The sequence below is a fragment of the Bacillus sp. FSL R5-0434 genome, assembly GCF_038004745.1.
In the GTDB taxonomy this organism is placed as follows: Bacteria; Bacillota; Bacilli; order Bacillales; family Bacillaceae; genus Bacillus; species Bacillus halotolerans.
In genome coordinates, this window is sequence record NZ_JBBORV010000001.1 from 1,188,062 (window position 1) to 1,203,985 (window position 15,924).

Sequence of the window (15,924 nt, forward strand, 5' to 3'; positions counted from 1 at the left end):
ATTCATTTTTATAATTAATTATTCATCAAGAGGTGGGCTTTTAGATGGAAGGTTATTTAGTATTAGAAGATGGAACAGTGTTCAGCGGAGAACTGGACGGACATGAAAACTGCACGGGCGAAGCTGTGTTTTTCACAGGAATGACGGGTTATCAGGAAGTGCTGACAGACCCGTCATACAAAGGACAGATTATCGTATTTACGTACCCGCTGATCGGCAACTACGGCATTAATGAAAACGACTTTGAAAGCAAAAAACCGCAAGTGAAAGCAGCGGTTGTTTACGAGGCATGCGATCATTTTTCTCATCATGAAGCGGTATACAGTCTTAAGGAATATCTGAAAAAATGGAACATCCCGCTCTTGTCCCATGTCGATACGAGGGCTGTCGTCAAAAAAATCCGCGCGAACGGAACGATGGGGGCGTCTGTCACTGCCTCTAAAGAAGCGGCTGAGATTGCCCTGCAGCCTGAGAACGTCGCAGAACAGGCGACCGCACAGGACATCAGCACAATCGGTGAAGGAAATAAACATATTGCTCTCATTGACTTTGGCTATAAAAAATCAATTGCATCATCCCTCGTGAAACGAGGCTGCAAGGTCACTGTTATACCGTATCAGCAAATGGAATCGGTTTACGGCATAAAGCCCGACGGTGTCGTGTTATCCAACGGACCCGGAGATCCGAAAGCCATTACACCGTATATGGAACAAATCAAAAACATTGTCAGCCGCTTTCCGACACTCGGCATATGTCTCGGCCACCAGCTGATTGCGCTCGCTTTCGGCGGAAATACGTTTAAGCTGCCGTTCGGACACAGGGGCGCAAACCATCCGGTCATCGACCGTGAAACGAAGCGGGTGTTCATGACCAGCCAAAATCACAGCTATGTGGTTGATGAAAAATCCATTAATCAAGAAGAGCTGACGATTAGATTCCACCATGTCAATGACACGTCAGTTGAAGGGCTTTCCCATAAAAAGCTGCCTGTCATGAGTGTGCAATTCCACCCGGAAGCCCATCCCGGGCCGGCGGAAAGCGAATGGATTTTTGATGATTATTTAAAGAATGTGATACCAGCAAGGAGAGAAATCGCCCATGCCTAAAGACACCAGTATTTCAAGCATATTAGTAATCGGCTCAGGCCCGATCATCATCGGCCAGGCGGCAGAATTTGATTATTCAGGCACTCAAGGTTGCATCGCGCTCAAGGAAGAAGGCTATCGGGTTATTCTCGTCAACAACAACCCGGCAACAATTATGACCGATGAAGCTTTCGCGGATGACATTTATTTTGAACCGCTGACGGTAGAAAGCCTGACAGACATTATTAAGAAAGAAAAGCCCGACGGACTTCTGGCCAATTTAGGCGGGCAGACTGCACTGAATCTTGCGGTTGAACTTGAAGAAGCGGGTATTTTAAAGGCGCACGGCGTCAAACTTCTGGGTACATCCGTTGATACAATTCAAAAAGGAGAGGACCGGGAAAAATTTCGTTCTTTAATGAACGAGCTGAATCAGCCAGTTCCAGAAAGCGAAATTGTCGATAACGAAACAGATGCCCTTCGTTTTGCTGAATCCATCGGCTTTCCTGTCATTATCCGGCCTGCTTACACGTTAGGCGGAAAAGGCGGGGGCATCGCGCCTACGAAAGAAGCATTTGCCGCCATGATCAAGCAAGCGCTCCTGGCTAGCCCGATCAATCAATGCCTGGTAGAAAAGAGCATTGCCGGCTTTAAAGAAATTGAATATGAAGTGATGCGCGACAGCAACAACACATGCATTACCGTCTGTAATATGGAAAACATCGATCCGGTCGGTGTGCATACAGGCGATTCGATCGTAGTGGCGCCTTCACAAACATTAACTGATGAAGACTATCAAATGCTCCGGACGGCAAGTCTGACGATCATTTCGGCACTTGATGTCGTAGGCGGGTGCAACATTCAGTTTGCGCTTGATCCGTTCAGCAAGCAATACTACGTCATTGAAGTGAATCCGCGTGTGAGCCGTTCATCTGCTCTCGCGTCAAAAGCAACAGGTTATCCCATTGCGAAAATGGCTGCGAAATTGGCGGTCGGATACACGCTTGACGAATTAAAAAACCCGCTTACAGGCTCCACTTATGCGAGCTTCGAACCGGCATTGGACTATGTCATCGTCAAGTTTCCGCGCTGGCCGTTTGATAAATTCAAAAACGCGGATCGCAAGCTCGGCACAAAAATGAAAGCCACCGGAGAAGTGATGGCGATTGAACGTAATGTAGAAGCGGCGCTCCAAAAGGCGGCAGCCTCTCTTGAGCTGAAAAACGTCGGCACGCATCTGCCGGAGCTCGGCGGCTTATCAATTGAAGCGCTCTGGGAGCTGGCAATCACACCTGACGATCGAAGATTTTTCGTTGTGATGGAGCTGTTAAGCCGAAGCATATCAATAGAAGAAATCCATGCAAAAACAAAAATCGACCCGTTTTTCCTTCACACCTTTAACAATATCATCAAGCTGGAAAATCAGATCATGGAAGCGGGGAGCGACCTTTCTTTTGATTTATTGAAAAAGGCAAAGGAAAAAGGGTTTTCAGACGCAACGATTGCCTCACTTATCGGCAAGACAGAGGCAGAGGTGCGCGCTCTTCGCAAAGAGAAGGGGATTACGCCTTCCTTCAAAATTGTTGATACTTGCGCAGCTGAGTTTGATGCGAAAACCAACTATTTTTACTCCACGTATTTCGGAGAAACCGATGGAGACATCAGCCGCAAAGAGAAAAAGCGCGCGCTGATTATCGGCTCAGGACCGATTCGCATCGGGCAGGGCGTTGAATTCGATTACAGTGCTGTTCATGGGGTGTTAACGCTGCAAAAGCTTGGATTCGAAACGATTATGATTAATAACAACCCGGAAACCGTGAGCACAGATTATGAAATTGCGGACCGCCTGTATTTTGAACCGCTGACAACGGAGCACATATTAAACGTGGCGGAGCAGGAAAACATTGACTTTGCGATCGTGCAGTTCGGCGGCCAAACCGCGATCAATGCTGCTGAAGCGCTCGAAAAAGCCGGAATCACGCTTCTCGGCACATCGTTTGAAACGCTTGACGTGTTAGAGGATCGCGATCAATTTTATCAGCTTCTTGATGAACTCGGATTGCAGCACGCTAAAGGAGAAATTGCCTATACAAAAGAAGAGGCTGCAGAGAAAGCAAACGGCATCGGCTATCCTGTATTAATCCGTCCTTCTTATGTCATTGGCGGAATGGGCATGATCATCGTTGAATCGGAAGCTGCGCTTTCTCAGCTGCTGGACGGAGAAGACAGCATGCCGTACCCGATTTTGATTGATCAGTACGTGTCAGGAAAAGAAGTCGAGATTGATCTGATTTCCGATGGCGAAGAAGTCTTTATCCCGACATATACCGAACATATTGAGCGGGCGGGCGTCCACTCAGGAGACAGCTTCGCCATTCTCCCGGGGCCTTCTGTCACAAACAAACTGCAGCAGGGAATAAAAGATGCTGCTCAAAAAATTGCCCAAAAGCTTTCATTTAAAGGTATTATGAACATCCAATTTGTGATCGATAACGAAACCATTCTCGTCCTTGAAGTGAACCCGAGAGCGAGCCGTACAGTTCCGGTCGTCAGCAAAGTCATGGGCGTCCCGATGATTCCGCTCGCCACAAGGCTGCTGGCGGGGGCATCTCTAAAAGATGTAAACCCGGCAGTTCAAAATCACCACGGCGTTGCTGTAAAGTTCCCGGTCTTTTCCTCACATGCGATTCAAGATGTAGATGTCAAGCTTGGACCGGAGATGAAATCGACAGGAGAAGGCATGTGTGTTGCATACGACGCCGACAGCGCGTTGAAAAAAATCTACACGCGTGTTTGGAATCAAAAAGGAAGCATTTATTTGCAAAACGGACCGGAAGATTTGAAGACATTAGCGGAAAACGCCGGCTTTACGGTTCATGAAGGCACATTCGCCTCATGGATGGAACAGGATGAAAAAGCGCTCCATATCCATTTGAATGGCTCTGAAGAAGCACGCAAAGAGCGTTTGGAAGCCATGACACACGGCATTACCGTCTTTACTGAAGAGGAAACCGTACGGGCGTTTTTGCAAAGCGGATCAGGCAGTCCGCACCCTGTTTCCCTCAGAGATCTTTATAAAAAGGAAGTGGCATCATGCACACAGTGAATATGGGAGAAATGCTATTCGGAAAAGACCTATTAACGCTAAAAGATCTCAGTGAACAGGATATCAGCGCGTTGCTTGCTGAAGCCAGTGAACTGAAACAAAACAAGATTCAGCCTATTTTTCAAGGCAAAACCCTTGCGATGATTTTTGAAAAATCATCCACACGGACACGTGTTTCATTTGAGGCCGGCATGGCGCAACTTGGCGGAAATGCCCTCTTTTTAAGCCAGAAAGATCTGCAGCTGGGCCGCGGTGAAACTGTGGCTGACACGGCAAAAGTGCTCTCGGGCTATGTAGATGCAATCATGATCCGGACCTTCGAGCATGAAAAGGTGGAGGAGCTTGCTGAACACGCTGATATTCCGGTCATCAACGGGCTTACTGATAAATATCATCCTTGCCAGGCGCTGGCGGACCTATTGACGATCAAGGAAATCAAAGGCGATCTCAAAGGTGTGAAAGTCGCATATATCGGTGACGGAAATAATGTGGCGCACTCCCTGATGATCGGCTGCGCAAAAATGGGCTGTGATATCTCGATTGCTTCGCCTAAGGGATACGAAGTGTTAGACGAAGCGGCGGAAGCAGCCAAAGCATTTGCCCTTCAATCCGGTGCTTCCATTACACTTACAGCTGATCCGATTGAAGCCGTAAAAAATGCGGACGTCATTTATTCAGATGTATTCACAAGCATGGGACAGGAAGCGGAAGAACAAGAGCGTCTCGCAGTCTTCGCGCCTTACCAGGTGAATGCATCGCTTGTCAGCCATGCTAAACCTGACTATACATTTTTGCACTGTCTTCCTGCACACCGTGAAGAAGAAGTGACGGCAGAGATTATTGACGGTCCGAATTCCGCTGTATTCCAGCAGGCCGAAAACCGTCTCCATGTGCAAAAAGCGCTGTTAAAGGCGATCCTTTACAAAGGGGAATAACCGAAAAAACTGCTGAGCCGGTCTCAGCAGTTTTTTTATGGAAACATATTCACACCCGCTTAGGCGCATACTACACGAAAAAGGAAAAGGAGGAAAAACAGTGGGACAGCAGCATCAATTCCGGCCCGGGCAGAAAGCGCCCAACAACGGCATCTACGTAGAAATCGGCGAGACGGGGAGTATGGTCAAAAACCCGCAAAAGGTCCATCTGTCAGCAGGAGATATGTTTCCTGAAACATCTAATCACAACCGCCTGTGGACGTATAAAAGAAAACCGTGATCACGAAAAAACCCAAAACAATACATGTTTTGGGTTTTTGGCTTATTAATGCTGGCTGGCATTGTTGTTCATAGGCATGATTGCTGCTAGCGCCATGATCAGCACATATAAAACGACAGCAATTACGGATGATGTTGTGAAGTTATACGCTACACTGTTCATGCTGGCAATCAAATAGCATGCCATATGCGATAAAAGGAACGTCCAAATAAAAGCAATAATAAATCGCACGTTTCCACCTCGTCCTTCTCATTCTATTCTAGAAGTTATCATACCATACATAAAGCGAAGGGGGAATCTAATTTTAGAAGAAAGTGAGGTGACAAAAGAGTCTGATTCGTCACATTTTTAATGGTAAAATATAAAAAATAAATATCGTCAATTGGTATAATAGCCAAAACATAGAAAGGCTAGGACTTTACCTTATTCGTTTCTTTTCTTTTTACATAAGATAGCGTGAGATGAAGTGTGAAAGGAGGCGGGCAAGCGATGGGAATAACGGAAAGGTATTTTCAATTGGGAACGGAGCATAACGTGATTCATCTGCCCTATCGTCCGAACGGCTTTGGCATCTTTGTCCTCGGGGACAGAACCCACTTTGTCGGTAATGATTCAAGTTTTTGGCTTCAGCATTATGGCAGAAATCAGCTTTTAAATATGCTGAGGGACGAAGGCTATACCATTTTTAACAGCAATCTGTTCGGAAGGCACTGGGGCGCGGGAAAAGCGGTCACCTATGCCAAACAGCTGATACATTTCGTGTTGAAGCAGGAAATACTCAATCCGAAGATTCATATTTTAGCAGAAGGGATGGGCGCTCTCGTGGCCGATGAACTGCTTCGTTTTTCCCCGGATCATATCCGATCAGCCGCGATGTTGAATCCTTGTCTCGATCTTCAGGCACATTATGAATCAGAAAAAGAAAATAAATTTTTCTATAAACAATTTTTGAAAGAGGTATCGGAAAGCTACGAAATCTCCGAAAAAGAAGCGGCTTCACTCCGTTATAAAACAATCGAAAGCTATCCGAGCAGCGTACCGGTTCATATATGGCAGCGGATGACCGGAGCACCGTATCCGTACAGCCTGCATGCGGAAGTATTTAAGGAAAAGCAGCAGCAAAACCAAGGCTGTCCGGTTGACATAACGTTTCATTTATTTGAGCACCCAAGCAGGATCTATGCATCAATCTGCAAATTCTTTCACAGGCATGAAAAAGAGTTATAAAGAATACAATAACAATAGCCTTCTCTTTTGCGGAGGCTGTTTTGCTTTGGATAAATGAAAAACCGGAAGGGCGGCAGATGAAATGGAATCAACGCTGATTGTAGGGGCGGATGAATTTTTCGGCCTTTCTTTATGCGAGCGAATGATGGATGAAGGCATATACGTCGATGTCGTTTTGGCTGAAACAGATGATGAAAACAGACAAATGTACTTAGAAGAAAGACTCATGTGGCTTGGAAGAAACGAACACTTTCGGCAGCTTGAGCACATTGAGGATCAAAAGTATGATACAATTTGTATCCAATATGACTGCGGCTTTTTGCCTTTGGACCAATATAAATCCGCTTATGTATTGGTATACGAACAAGACCGAAAAGAGTGGGAGAAACGTGAAAAGACAGGTTCAGAAAAAGCGGTGATCCTTCCTAAAATGTATGGGCCGTGGAAAGAAGAACAGGAGGAAGAGGGCTTTTATACAGAAGATGTAGCTGACGAGCTGTTGAGATTCCTGCTTGAGCCCGGCCGTGATACCGGCAAAGATTGCATTTTTGATTTGCAAGTCACGAAAAAAACTTCAAAAGATGAAGCGAAAACAAAAATTCTCGAGTGGAAAAGACAATTTTCATCAATTTTCGACAAATATTAAGAAAAACCTTCCATGTTTCGAGTTTTCTAGATACAATAAACGTATCATTTTAATACATGTGATAGCTTGTCAAAAGGAGTTGAACATGACTTGATCACAAGGCTTGTCATGATCTTTTCTGTCCTCCTTTTATTAAGCGGATGTGGACAAACTCCGTTTAAAGGAAAAATTGAGAAGGTCGGCATGCTCTTTCCTGATACGATTAATGACCTCGTATGGGGCACAAAAGGGTATAAAGGATTACTGAATATACAATCTAAATACAATGTGGACGTCTACTATAAAGAAGGCGTAAAAACAGATGAAGATATTATAAATGCGATTGAAGATTTTCATAAGCGCGGCGTCAATCTCCTCTTTGGCCATGGAAGTGAGTATGAAGAAGTATTTAACTTGGTTAGTGAAGACTATCCGGATATGCAGTTTGTGATTTCAAATGCAAAAGCAAAAGCGGACAATGTCACAAGCGTTCATCTCAGCGGGGAAGCAATCGGCTTTTTCGGCGGAATGACCGCTGCCCATATGTCAAAAACCAATCAGGTCGGCGTCATCGCTTCTTTTTCATGGCAGCCAGAAGTGGACGGCTTTATAAAAGGGGCTAAGTATGAAAATCCTAATATAGAAGTGAATACAAAATATACGGATCACTGGGATGATGATTCGACTGCGGTGAACCTTTATCAAAAAATGAAGAAAGAAGGCGCGGATGTTGTATATCCTGCCGGAGACGGGTATAATGTTCCTGTCATTCAGCAAATCAAAAAAGACGGCCTATATGCGATCGGCTATGTCACAGATCAATCCGATCTTGGCGAAAACACCGTGTTAACCAGCACGGTGCAAAATGTGGACAAGGCCTATGAAATTATAGCTGAGCAATTCGACAAAGGGACTTTAAAAGGCGGCGATCACTATTACGATCTGAAAAGCCGAGTTGTCGAAATGGGAACCTTCAGTCCGCTTGTGGACAAAGCCTTTCAGAAAAAAATCGCCAAACTGGTCAAAACATATAACAAAACAGGTGAACTGCCAAAAAACGAGTAACGGGGTGACTTTACATGCAGCACGAAAAATCACTTGAGTTTCTGCAAATAGCAATGAAATATCTGCCTGAAGCGAAAGAGCAGCTTGAAAAATCAGGAATAGAGCTGTCCATGGAGGCCATTCAGCCGTTTATGAATTTATTTACAACGGTAATGGCGGAAGCCTATGAGCTGGGTAAATCCGACGCGAAATCTGAAACCGAATAAGAAGAAGCCACTTTCTCGAAAGTGGCTTTTCACATGATTTTCTTTTTAATAGCGGATACCATAGGCGCGAGTTCCTTCAGAGCGGGCTTGATTTGATCGAGAGAGTTCATAATCGAACCGATTTGGTTCATAATATACATGTAATCAATCGTCTCTTCTTCGTTTGTCGGGGAAACCTCCTCCTCCTGCACTTCTTCTTTTTCTGTTTTTTGTTTGGTGTTATCGCCGAACATCATTTTTGAAAACACATCCACCTGCATACGCCTCCTTTTCCATATACCATACTCTATGAGTAAGATGGACCGATAGTTTAGACGAATATATTGCCATGTGAAAAAAAATAAGATAGAATTAGTACCTGATACTAATAATTGATCATAACCTGATTGATCTTCTAAATTAACTATATAAAGGAGTCTTCCCTTATGAAAGCTGGAATACTTGGAGTTGGACGTTATATCCCTGAGAAGGTTTTAACAAATCATGATTTAGAAAAAATGGTTGAAACTTCTGACGAGTGGATTCGTACAAGAACAGGAATAGAAGAAAGAAGAATTGCCGCTGATGACGTATATTCATCACATATGGCTGTTGCAGCAGCGAAAAAAGCGCTGGAACAAGCTGAAGTGTCCGCTGAGGATCTCGATATGATTCTCGTTGCGACTGTCACACCTGATCAGTCATTTCCTACAGTTTCTTGTATGATTCAAGAACAGCTCGGCGCAAAGAAAGCATGTGCCATGGATATCAGCGCGGCTTGTGCAGGCTTTATGTACGGGGTTGTAACGGGTAAACAATTTATTGAATCCGGAACTTATAAGCATGTCCTTGTTGTCGGTGTAGAAAAGCTCTCAAGCATTACAGACTGGGAAGACCGCAACACAGCCGTTCTGTTTGGTGACGGAGCGGGCGCTGCGGTAGTCGGGCCAGTCAGTGATGACAGAGGAATTCTTTCATTTGAACTAGGAGCAGACGGCACAGGCGGTCAGCACTTGTATCTGAATGAAAAAGGACATACAATCATGAATGGACGTGAAGTTTTCAAATTTGCGGTCCGCCAAATGGGTGAATCATGCGTGAATGTCATTGAAAAAGCCGGACTCTCAAAAGAGGACGTCGACTTTTTGATTCCGCATCAGGCGAACATCCGCATCATGGAAGCTGCACGTGAGCGTTTAGAGCTTCCTGTCGAAAAGATGTCTAAAACTGTTCATAAATATGGAAACACTTCTGCCGCATCCATTCCTATTTCTCTAGTAGAAGAATTGGAAGCCGGTAAAATCAAAGATGGCGATGTGATCGTCATGGTAGGATTCGGCGGAGGATTAACTTGGGGCGCCATTGCAATCCGCTGGGGCCGATAAAAAAAGGTGAGGTGCACACAAGATGAGTAAAAAAAGAGTAGTTGTTACAGGACTCGGAGCATTGTCTCCGCTTGGCAACGACGTCGATACAAGTTGGAATAACGCAATCAACGGTGTGTCCGGGATCGGTCCGATCACTCGTGTTGATTCTGAAGAATATCCGGCTAAAGTAGCCGCTGAATTAAAAGACTTTAATGTTGAAGATTACATGGACAAAAAAGAAGCAAGAAAAATGGACCGTTTCACTCAATATGCGGTTGTCGCTGCGAAAATGGCAGTTGAAGACGCAGGTCTTGAAATTACTGATGAAATCGCGCCGAGAGTCGGTGTTTGGGTTGGTTCCGGAATCGGAGGGCTTGAAACGCTTGAGTCTCAGTTTGAAATCTTCTTAACAAAAGGCCCAAGACGGGTAAGCCCGTTTTTTGTGCCGATGATGATTCCTGATATGGCGACAGGCCAAATTTCTATCGCTTTAGGAGCAAAGGGAGTTAACTCTTGTACGGTAACTGCATGTGCAACAGGAACAAACTCTATCGGTGACGCATTTAAAGTGATTCAGCGCGGCGATGCAGACGCTATGATCACAGGCGGAACAGAAGCGCCGCTGACTAGAATGTCATTCGCGGGCTTCAGTGCCAACAAAGCGCTTTCTACAAATCCGGATCCGAAAACTGCGAGTCGTCCGTTTGATAAAAACCGTGATGGATTCGTTATGGGTGAAGGTGCGGGTATTATCGTTCTTGAAGAACTTGAGCATGCACTTGCACGCGGCGCCAAAATTTACGGAGAAATCGTCGGTTACGGTTCGACGGGAGACGCTTATCATATCACAGCGCCTGCCCAAGACGGCGAAGGCGGAGCGAGAGCGATGCGAGAAGCCATTAAAGATGCCGGCATTGCGCCTGAAGAGATTGACTATATCAATGCTCACGGCACAAGCACATATTACAATGACAAATATGAAACAATGGCGATTAAGACAGTTTTTGGCGAGCATGCCTATAAACTTGCGGTAAGCTCTACAAAATCTATGACGGGCCACCTTCTAGGCGCGGCGGGCGGTATTGAAGCCATTTTCTCTATCCTTGCCATTAAAGAAGGCATGATCCCGCCAACAATCAATATTGAAACGCCTGACGAAGAATGCGATTTAGATTATGTGCCTGATGAAGCACGCAGACAGGATCTCAGCTATGTTCTCAGCAACTCACTGGGATTCGGCGGACATAACGCAACGCTAATCTTCAAAAAATATCAGTAATCATGACGCCAAACCGGCTGCCCTAAAAGGGTAGCCGGTTTTTTTCGTGCGCATAGGATAAAAAAGAGGAGGCGATAGCATGAGCGTGGAACAAACATACAAATGGTTTGAAAAAGCCGCTTCAATAGATGATCTGGCGCATTACATTGTCCCGTACTTTTCAAGAACGAAGAAAGAAGACTGGAAAGGCATCTTGGGACATTTGCAGCATCACGGAATGTTTAAAAACATAAAAGAGGGAATAAGCACGTCTTCCATTCTGAAAGAAAAAGGGCTTTTCCGACATATACAAAAAGAGGAGCAGTACCTCAAAAAGAAGTGGCAAGGACCTGACGTGCCAATCGTAGCACTGCCGGTTGATGAACGAAACAGAAGAATCCGTTTAGAATTCGGGTCAAAATCAGGGCTCGCCTTTCCAGATAAAATGTTTCTCTTTCTCTCGTCAGATATCGAATTGTCCTCGGTTTCAGCCCTTATGACACATGAATATCATCATGTTTGCCGGTTAGATCATATGACAAAAGAGGAAAAAGACGTCACATTACTTGATACAATCATCATGGAGGGGCTGGCAGAATATGCTGTTTATGAGAGGTTAGGCCAGAGTCAAACGGCTGAATGGACCACCTGGTATACCCCTCTGCAGCTTGAGGTGTTTTACGAAAAAAAGATTGCGCCCCATCTGAACATCAAACGGGGTCATCGATTGTTCGATCAGCTTTTATACGGCAAAGGATATCAGCCGAAAATGCTTGGATACGCAGTCGGATTCAATATTGTAAAAAAATATTTAACAGAGAACAGAGCCAGTACAGCAGAAGGGTTGTCCATCTCTCCTGAAACCTTTTTGAAAGCAACGCTTTAAAAGAATAAAATAATGGAATTCCATTAATAATATTACAATTATCCTAAAAAATTCTTGATTTTGCAAAATGATTGTAATAATATACAACTATAAAATTTTTCGATAATTCAATATTGTTTATTATTTCTGAATAGAGGGATTACTTTCTCTTGAAAACGTTTGACGACAAGAGGGGGAAGGGGAGCTAGCATGAGCACGCTTTTAGAAGTGAATAATTTAAAGACTTATTTTTTTAGAAAAAAGGAGCCGATCCCTGCGGTGGACGGAGTCGATTTCTACATCAAAAAAGGCGAAACCGTCGCGCTTGTAGGCGAATCGGGCTCCGGCAAAAGTATTACTTCATTGTCTATTATGGGTCTCGTCCAGAGCTCAGGCGGAAAAATCATGGACGGTACGATTAAACTCGAAGACAAGGACCTCACCACATTCACTGAAAATGACTATTGCAAAATCCGCGGAAACGAAGTATCCATGATCTTTCAAGAACCAATGACCTCCCTTAATCCGGTGTTAACGATCGGAGAACAAATTACCGAAGTGCTGATTTACCATAAAAATATGAAGAAAAAAGAAGCGTATCAAAGAGCCGTCGAACTCTTGAAGATGGTTGGGTTTTCAAGAGCGGAGCAAATTATGAAGGAATACCCGCACCGTCTATCTGGCGGCATGAGACAGAGGGTAATGATTGCCATCGCGCTCAGCTGTAATCCAAAACTGCTTATTGCCGATGAACCGACCACGGCGTTAGACGTGACGATACAAGCCCAAGTGCTGGAGCTAATGAAGGATCTCTGCCAGAAGTTTGATACTTCAATTTTGCTGATTACACATGACTTAGGTGTTGTATCGGAAGCAGCCGACAGAGTCATTGTCATGTACTGCGGACAAGTCGTAGAAAATGCCTCAGTCGATGAGTTATTTTTAGAGCCCCTTCATCCTTATACAGAAGGACTGCTATTGTCTATTCCAGTCATAGATGGAGAGATTGATAAATTAAATGCGATTAAAGGCAGCGTGCCGACACCGGATAATCTGCCGCCGGGGTGCCGTTTTGCTCCAAGGTGCCCAAAAGCGATGGATAAATGCTGGACCCATCAGCCTTCGCTTTTGACGCACAAAAGCGGAAGGTCAGTGAGATGCTTTTTATATGAGGAAGAAGGTGCCGAACAATCATGACAGCAGCTAATCAGGAAACAATTTTAGAACTTCGAGACGTAAAAAAATATTTCCCAATCCGCTCAGGCTTTTTTCAAAGAAAAGTTGGTGATGTGAAAGCGGTGGACGGTGTTTCGTTTTCTTTAAAAAAAGGAGAAACACTCGGAATCGTTGGAGAGTCGGGCTGCGGAAAATCGACTGCCGGCCGAACGATGATCAGGCTGTACAAACCGACTGAAGGCCAGATTCTCTTTAAGGGACAGGATATTTCCAATCTGTCAGAGGAGAATTTACGAAAAAACGTCCGCAAAAATATTCAGATGGTCTTTCAAGATCCATTTGCTTCGCTGAATCCAAGAAAAACGCTGCGTTCTATTATTAAGGAGCCTTTTAACACACATCACATGTACACGATGCGAGAACGAAATGAGAAAGTCGAAGAGCTGCTTGCGAGAGTAGGCCTTCATCCGTCGTTTGCCTCACGTTATCCCCATGAATTTTCCGGCGGGCAGCGTCAGCGGATCGGCATTGCGAGAGCCCTCACGCTGAATCCGGAGCTTATCATTGCAGACGAACCGGTTTCTGCACTTGATGTATCGATTCAGGCCCAGGTCATCAACTTAATGGAAGAATTGCAGGAAGAATTTAATCTGACGTATCTATTTATCTCTCACGATTTAAGTGTTGTCCGCCATATCAGTGACAGGGTCGGAGTAATGTACCTCGGCAAAATGATGGAACTGACCGACAAGCATGAGTTATATGACAATCCGCTACATCCATACACCCAAGCCCTTTTATCATCTGTCCCGGTTACAAGAAAAAAAGGATCTGTCAAACGCGAACGCATCGTCCTGAAAGGAGAACTGCCCAGCCCGGCCAATCCGCCTAAAGGCTGTGTTTTCCATACGAGATGTCCTGTTGCAAAACCGATATGCAAGGAACAAATACCAGAATTCAAAGAAGCTGCTCCCAGCCATTTTGTGGCTTGTCACCTTTATAGCTAACTGTCGCCCGCACAGCTTTGAGAGGGGGTATGCATACTACATAAACAGCAGCTAAGAAGAACGAACATTTCAAGAGGGGGAATATCTAATGAAAAGACGTAAAACCGCACTGATGATGCTAAGTGTATTAATGGTGATGGCCATCTTTTTATCGGCCTGCTCGGGATCGAAGTCAAGCAGCAGCGAGAAAAAATCAACCGGCAAACCGCAGCAGGGCGGGGACTTGGTTGTTGGTTCAACTGGGGAGCCCACTTTGTTTAACCCGCTTTACTCTACTGACGTTTCCAGTTCTGATATTGAAGGGATGATCTATAGCACTTTACTGGAAACAGATGAAAAGTTAAATGTGAAGCCTGCACTAGCCGAGAAAGTGACAGAATCCAAGGATGGTCTGACTTATAATGTCAAGATCAGAAAAGGTGTAAAATTCCATGACGGAAAAGAACTTACAGCGGATGATGTCGTTTTCACATACAGCATACCTTTAAATAAGGATTATAATGGTGAACGCGGCTCTGGTTTTGAATCACTAAAGTCTGTTACAAAAAAAGGTGATTATGAAGTTGAATTTAAATTAAAGAAAAAAGATGCATATTTTTACAATGTTGTTCTAGATAGTTACGGTATTTTGCCTAAACACATTTTAGGGAAAGTACCAGTTGCAGATTTAGGCGAAAATGAATTTAACAGGAAGAATCCGATTGGTTCAGGTCCATTCAAGTTTGCTGAATGGAAAAAAGGGGATTATGTAAAACTTGAAGCCAATGAAGATTATTACGGCGGAAGACCATATTTAGATACAGTTACAGTAAAAACAATCCCAGATTCAAATGCAGCTATTGCCCAGTTAAAGGCGGGAGATATTGATTTCTTTGTTGTCCCGGGTACTGATTTTGAGACAGTCAAAACATTTGATAATGTGCAAGTTAAATCAGATCTTGGTTTGAACTACAGCTATATCGGATGGAATGAAAAAAAAGATTTATTTAAAGACAAAAAAGTCCGCCAAGCTCTTACGCACGCACTTGATCGAAAAGCAATGGTGGATCAAGTATTAAACGGTGATGGTGAAGTCGCAAACGTTCCTGAAAGTCCGCTATCTTGGAATTACCCGAAAAGTGATGTGCCTACATTTGATTACAATCCTAAAAAAGCTAAAAAGCTACTGAAAGAAGCGGGATGGAAAGATACAGACGGAGACGGTTACCTTGATAAGGACGGAAAGAAATTCTCGTTTACCATTAAGACCAATCAAGGCAATAAAATTCGGGAAGATTTAGCGGTTGTTGTTCAGCAGCAGCTAAAAGAAGTAGGAATTGAAGCAAAACCGCAAATTGTAGAATTTAGTGCTCTTATTGAACAGACGAGTCCGCCAAATTGGGATTATGATGCATTACTGCTCGGATGGAGTCTAGCTACGTTCCCTGACCAATACACGATCTTCCATTCAAGTCAGTCTGAAAATGGCTTGAACAACATTTGGTACAAAAACCCTAAGGTTGATAAACTCTTAGTTGAGGCAAAGTCAATCACAGACAGAAAAGAATATCAGAAAAAATACGAAGAAATTTATAAATTGATTGCAGAGGATCAGCCTTATTCATTCTTATTTTATTACAATTATCATAGGGCAATCCCGGCAAACATGCATGGGTACGTATTCCATCCTAAGAATGACTTATACCATATTGAGAAATGGTGGCTTGAACAATAAAAATTATATCCCTAGAGAGGTGAGGATTC

Annotated in this window: 15 protein-coding genes and 1 pseudogene; 14 read left to right on the forward strand and 2 right to left on the reverse strand. The window is 44.2% G+C overall.

The annotated features are described in order from the left end of the window. Positions 1 to 44 precede the first annotated feature (44 nt). The 4 genes and pseudogenes from NYE43_RS06100 (at position 45) to NYE43_RS06115 (ending at position 5,406) form a co-directional block, all read left to right on the forward strand. Positions 45 to 1,106 (forward strand): carbamoyl phosphate synthase small subunit, encoded by a 1,062-nt coding sequence (locus NYE43_RS06100; RefSeq protein ID WP_198097497.1) that lies wholly within the window; start codon positions 45 to 47, stop codon positions 1,104 to 1,106. After that, on the forward strand, positions 1,099 to 4,191 hold the full coding sequence (locus tag NYE43_RS06105) for a carbamoyl phosphate synthase large subunit (RefSeq protein ID WP_185848086.1): 3,093 nt from the start codon (positions 1,099 to 1,101) through the stop codon (positions 4,189 to 4,191). The genes NYE43_RS06100 and NYE43_RS06105 overlap by 8 nt, the downstream gene beginning before the upstream one ends. A gap of 2 nt (positions 4,192 to 4,193) precedes the next feature. Beyond that, positions 4,194 to 5,142, forward strand: a pseudogene (gene argF / locus NYE43_RS06110) (ornithine carbamoyltransferase). Positions 5,143 to 5,226: 84 nt separating this feature from the next. Further along, complete coding sequence (locus NYE43_RS06115) at positions 5,227 to 5,406, forward strand: YjzC family protein (protein WP_003239319.1); 180 nt, start codon at positions 5,227 to 5,229, stop codon at positions 5,404 to 5,406. A gap of 45 nt (positions 5,407 to 5,451) precedes the next feature. On the opposite strand, the gene NYE43_RS06120 is transcribed toward NYE43_RS06115, so the two are convergent. Then, positions 5,452 to 5,637 (reverse strand): YjzD family protein, encoded by a 186-nt coding sequence (locus NYE43_RS06120; RefSeq protein WP_010333727.1) that lies wholly within the window; start codon positions 5,635 to 5,637, stop codon positions 5,452 to 5,454. Between the two features lie 258 nt (positions 5,638 to 5,895). Between NYE43_RS06120 and NYE43_RS06125 the strand changes: the two genes are divergently transcribed. From NYE43_RS06125 to comZ, 4 genes are all read left to right on the forward strand, one after another. After that, a complete protein-coding gene (locus NYE43_RS06125) occupies positions 5,896 to 6,633 on the forward strand; it encodes a hypothetical protein (protein ID WP_095713629.1) in 738 nt (245 codons plus the stop codon). An 82-nt stretch (positions 6,634 to 6,715) separates the two neighbouring features. Further along, entirely contained in the window at positions 6,716 to 7,279 is a 564-nt protein-coding gene (locus NYE43_RS06130) for a hypothetical protein (protein ID WP_105990586.1), read from the forward strand. Positions 7,280 to 7,369: 90 nt separating this feature from the next. Then, positions 7,370 to 8,323, forward strand: coding sequence for a BMP family ABC transporter substrate-binding protein (locus tag NYE43_RS06135; protein WP_341061297.1), 954 nt, complete (start codon positions 7,370 to 7,372; stop codon positions 8,321 to 8,323). A 14-nt stretch (positions 8,324 to 8,337) separates the two neighbouring features. After that, a complete protein-coding gene (comZ, locus tag NYE43_RS06140; RefSeq protein WP_003224559.1) occupies positions 8,338 to 8,529 on the forward strand; it encodes a ComG operon transcriptional repressor ComZ in 192 nt (63 codons plus the stop codon). 29 nt (positions 8,530 to 8,558) lie between these two features. Here comZ and NYE43_RS06145 read toward each other — a convergent pair whose 3' ends face one another. Next, complete coding sequence (locus tag NYE43_RS06145; protein ID WP_229147837.1) at positions 8,559 to 8,789, reverse strand: hypothetical protein; 231 nt, start codon at positions 8,787 to 8,789, stop codon at positions 8,559 to 8,561. Between the two features lie 165 nt (positions 8,790 to 8,954). On the opposite strand from NYE43_RS06145, the gene fabH reads away from it, so the two are divergent. The 6 genes from fabH to NYE43_RS06175 all read left to right on the forward strand — a co-directional run bounded on the left by fabH (position 8,955) and on the right by NYE43_RS06175 (position 15,895). Then, complete coding sequence (gene fabH, locus NYE43_RS06150) at positions 8,955 to 9,893, forward strand: beta-ketoacyl-ACP synthase III (RefSeq protein WP_010333732.1); 939 nt, start codon at positions 8,955 to 8,957, stop codon at positions 9,891 to 9,893. 22 nt (positions 9,894 to 9,915) lie between these two features. Further along, entirely contained in the window at positions 9,916 to 11,154 is a 1,239-nt protein-coding gene (fabF, locus tag NYE43_RS06155; RefSeq protein ID WP_341061300.1) for a beta-ketoacyl-ACP synthase II, read from the forward strand. A gap of 79 nt (positions 11,155 to 11,233) precedes the next feature. After that, positions 11,234 to 12,019, forward strand: coding sequence for a DUF2268 domain-containing protein (locus NYE43_RS06160; RefSeq protein WP_024120906.1), 786 nt, complete (start codon positions 11,234 to 11,236; stop codon positions 12,017 to 12,019). Positions 12,020 to 12,208: 189 nt separating this feature from the next. Further along, complete coding sequence (gene appD, locus NYE43_RS06165; RefSeq protein WP_106020547.1) at positions 12,209 to 13,195, forward strand: oligopeptide ABC transporter ATP-binding protein AppD; 987 nt, start codon at positions 12,209 to 12,211, stop codon at positions 13,193 to 13,195. After that, on the forward strand, positions 13,192 to 14,181 hold the full coding sequence (gene appF, locus NYE43_RS06170) for an oligopeptide ABC transporter ATP-binding protein AppF (protein ID WP_044156397.1): 990 nt from the start codon (positions 13,192 to 13,194) through the stop codon (positions 14,179 to 14,181). The genes appD and appF overlap by 4 nt, the downstream gene beginning before the upstream one ends. 88 nt (positions 14,182 to 14,269) lie before the next feature. Next, the gene (locus tag NYE43_RS06175; protein WP_168747417.1) at positions 14,270 to 15,895 is read left to right on the forward strand and encodes a peptide-binding protein; all 1,626 of its coding nucleotides are present in this window, start codon (positions 14,270 to 14,272) and stop codon (positions 15,893 to 15,895) included. Positions 15,896 to 15,924: the final 29 nt, after the last annotated feature.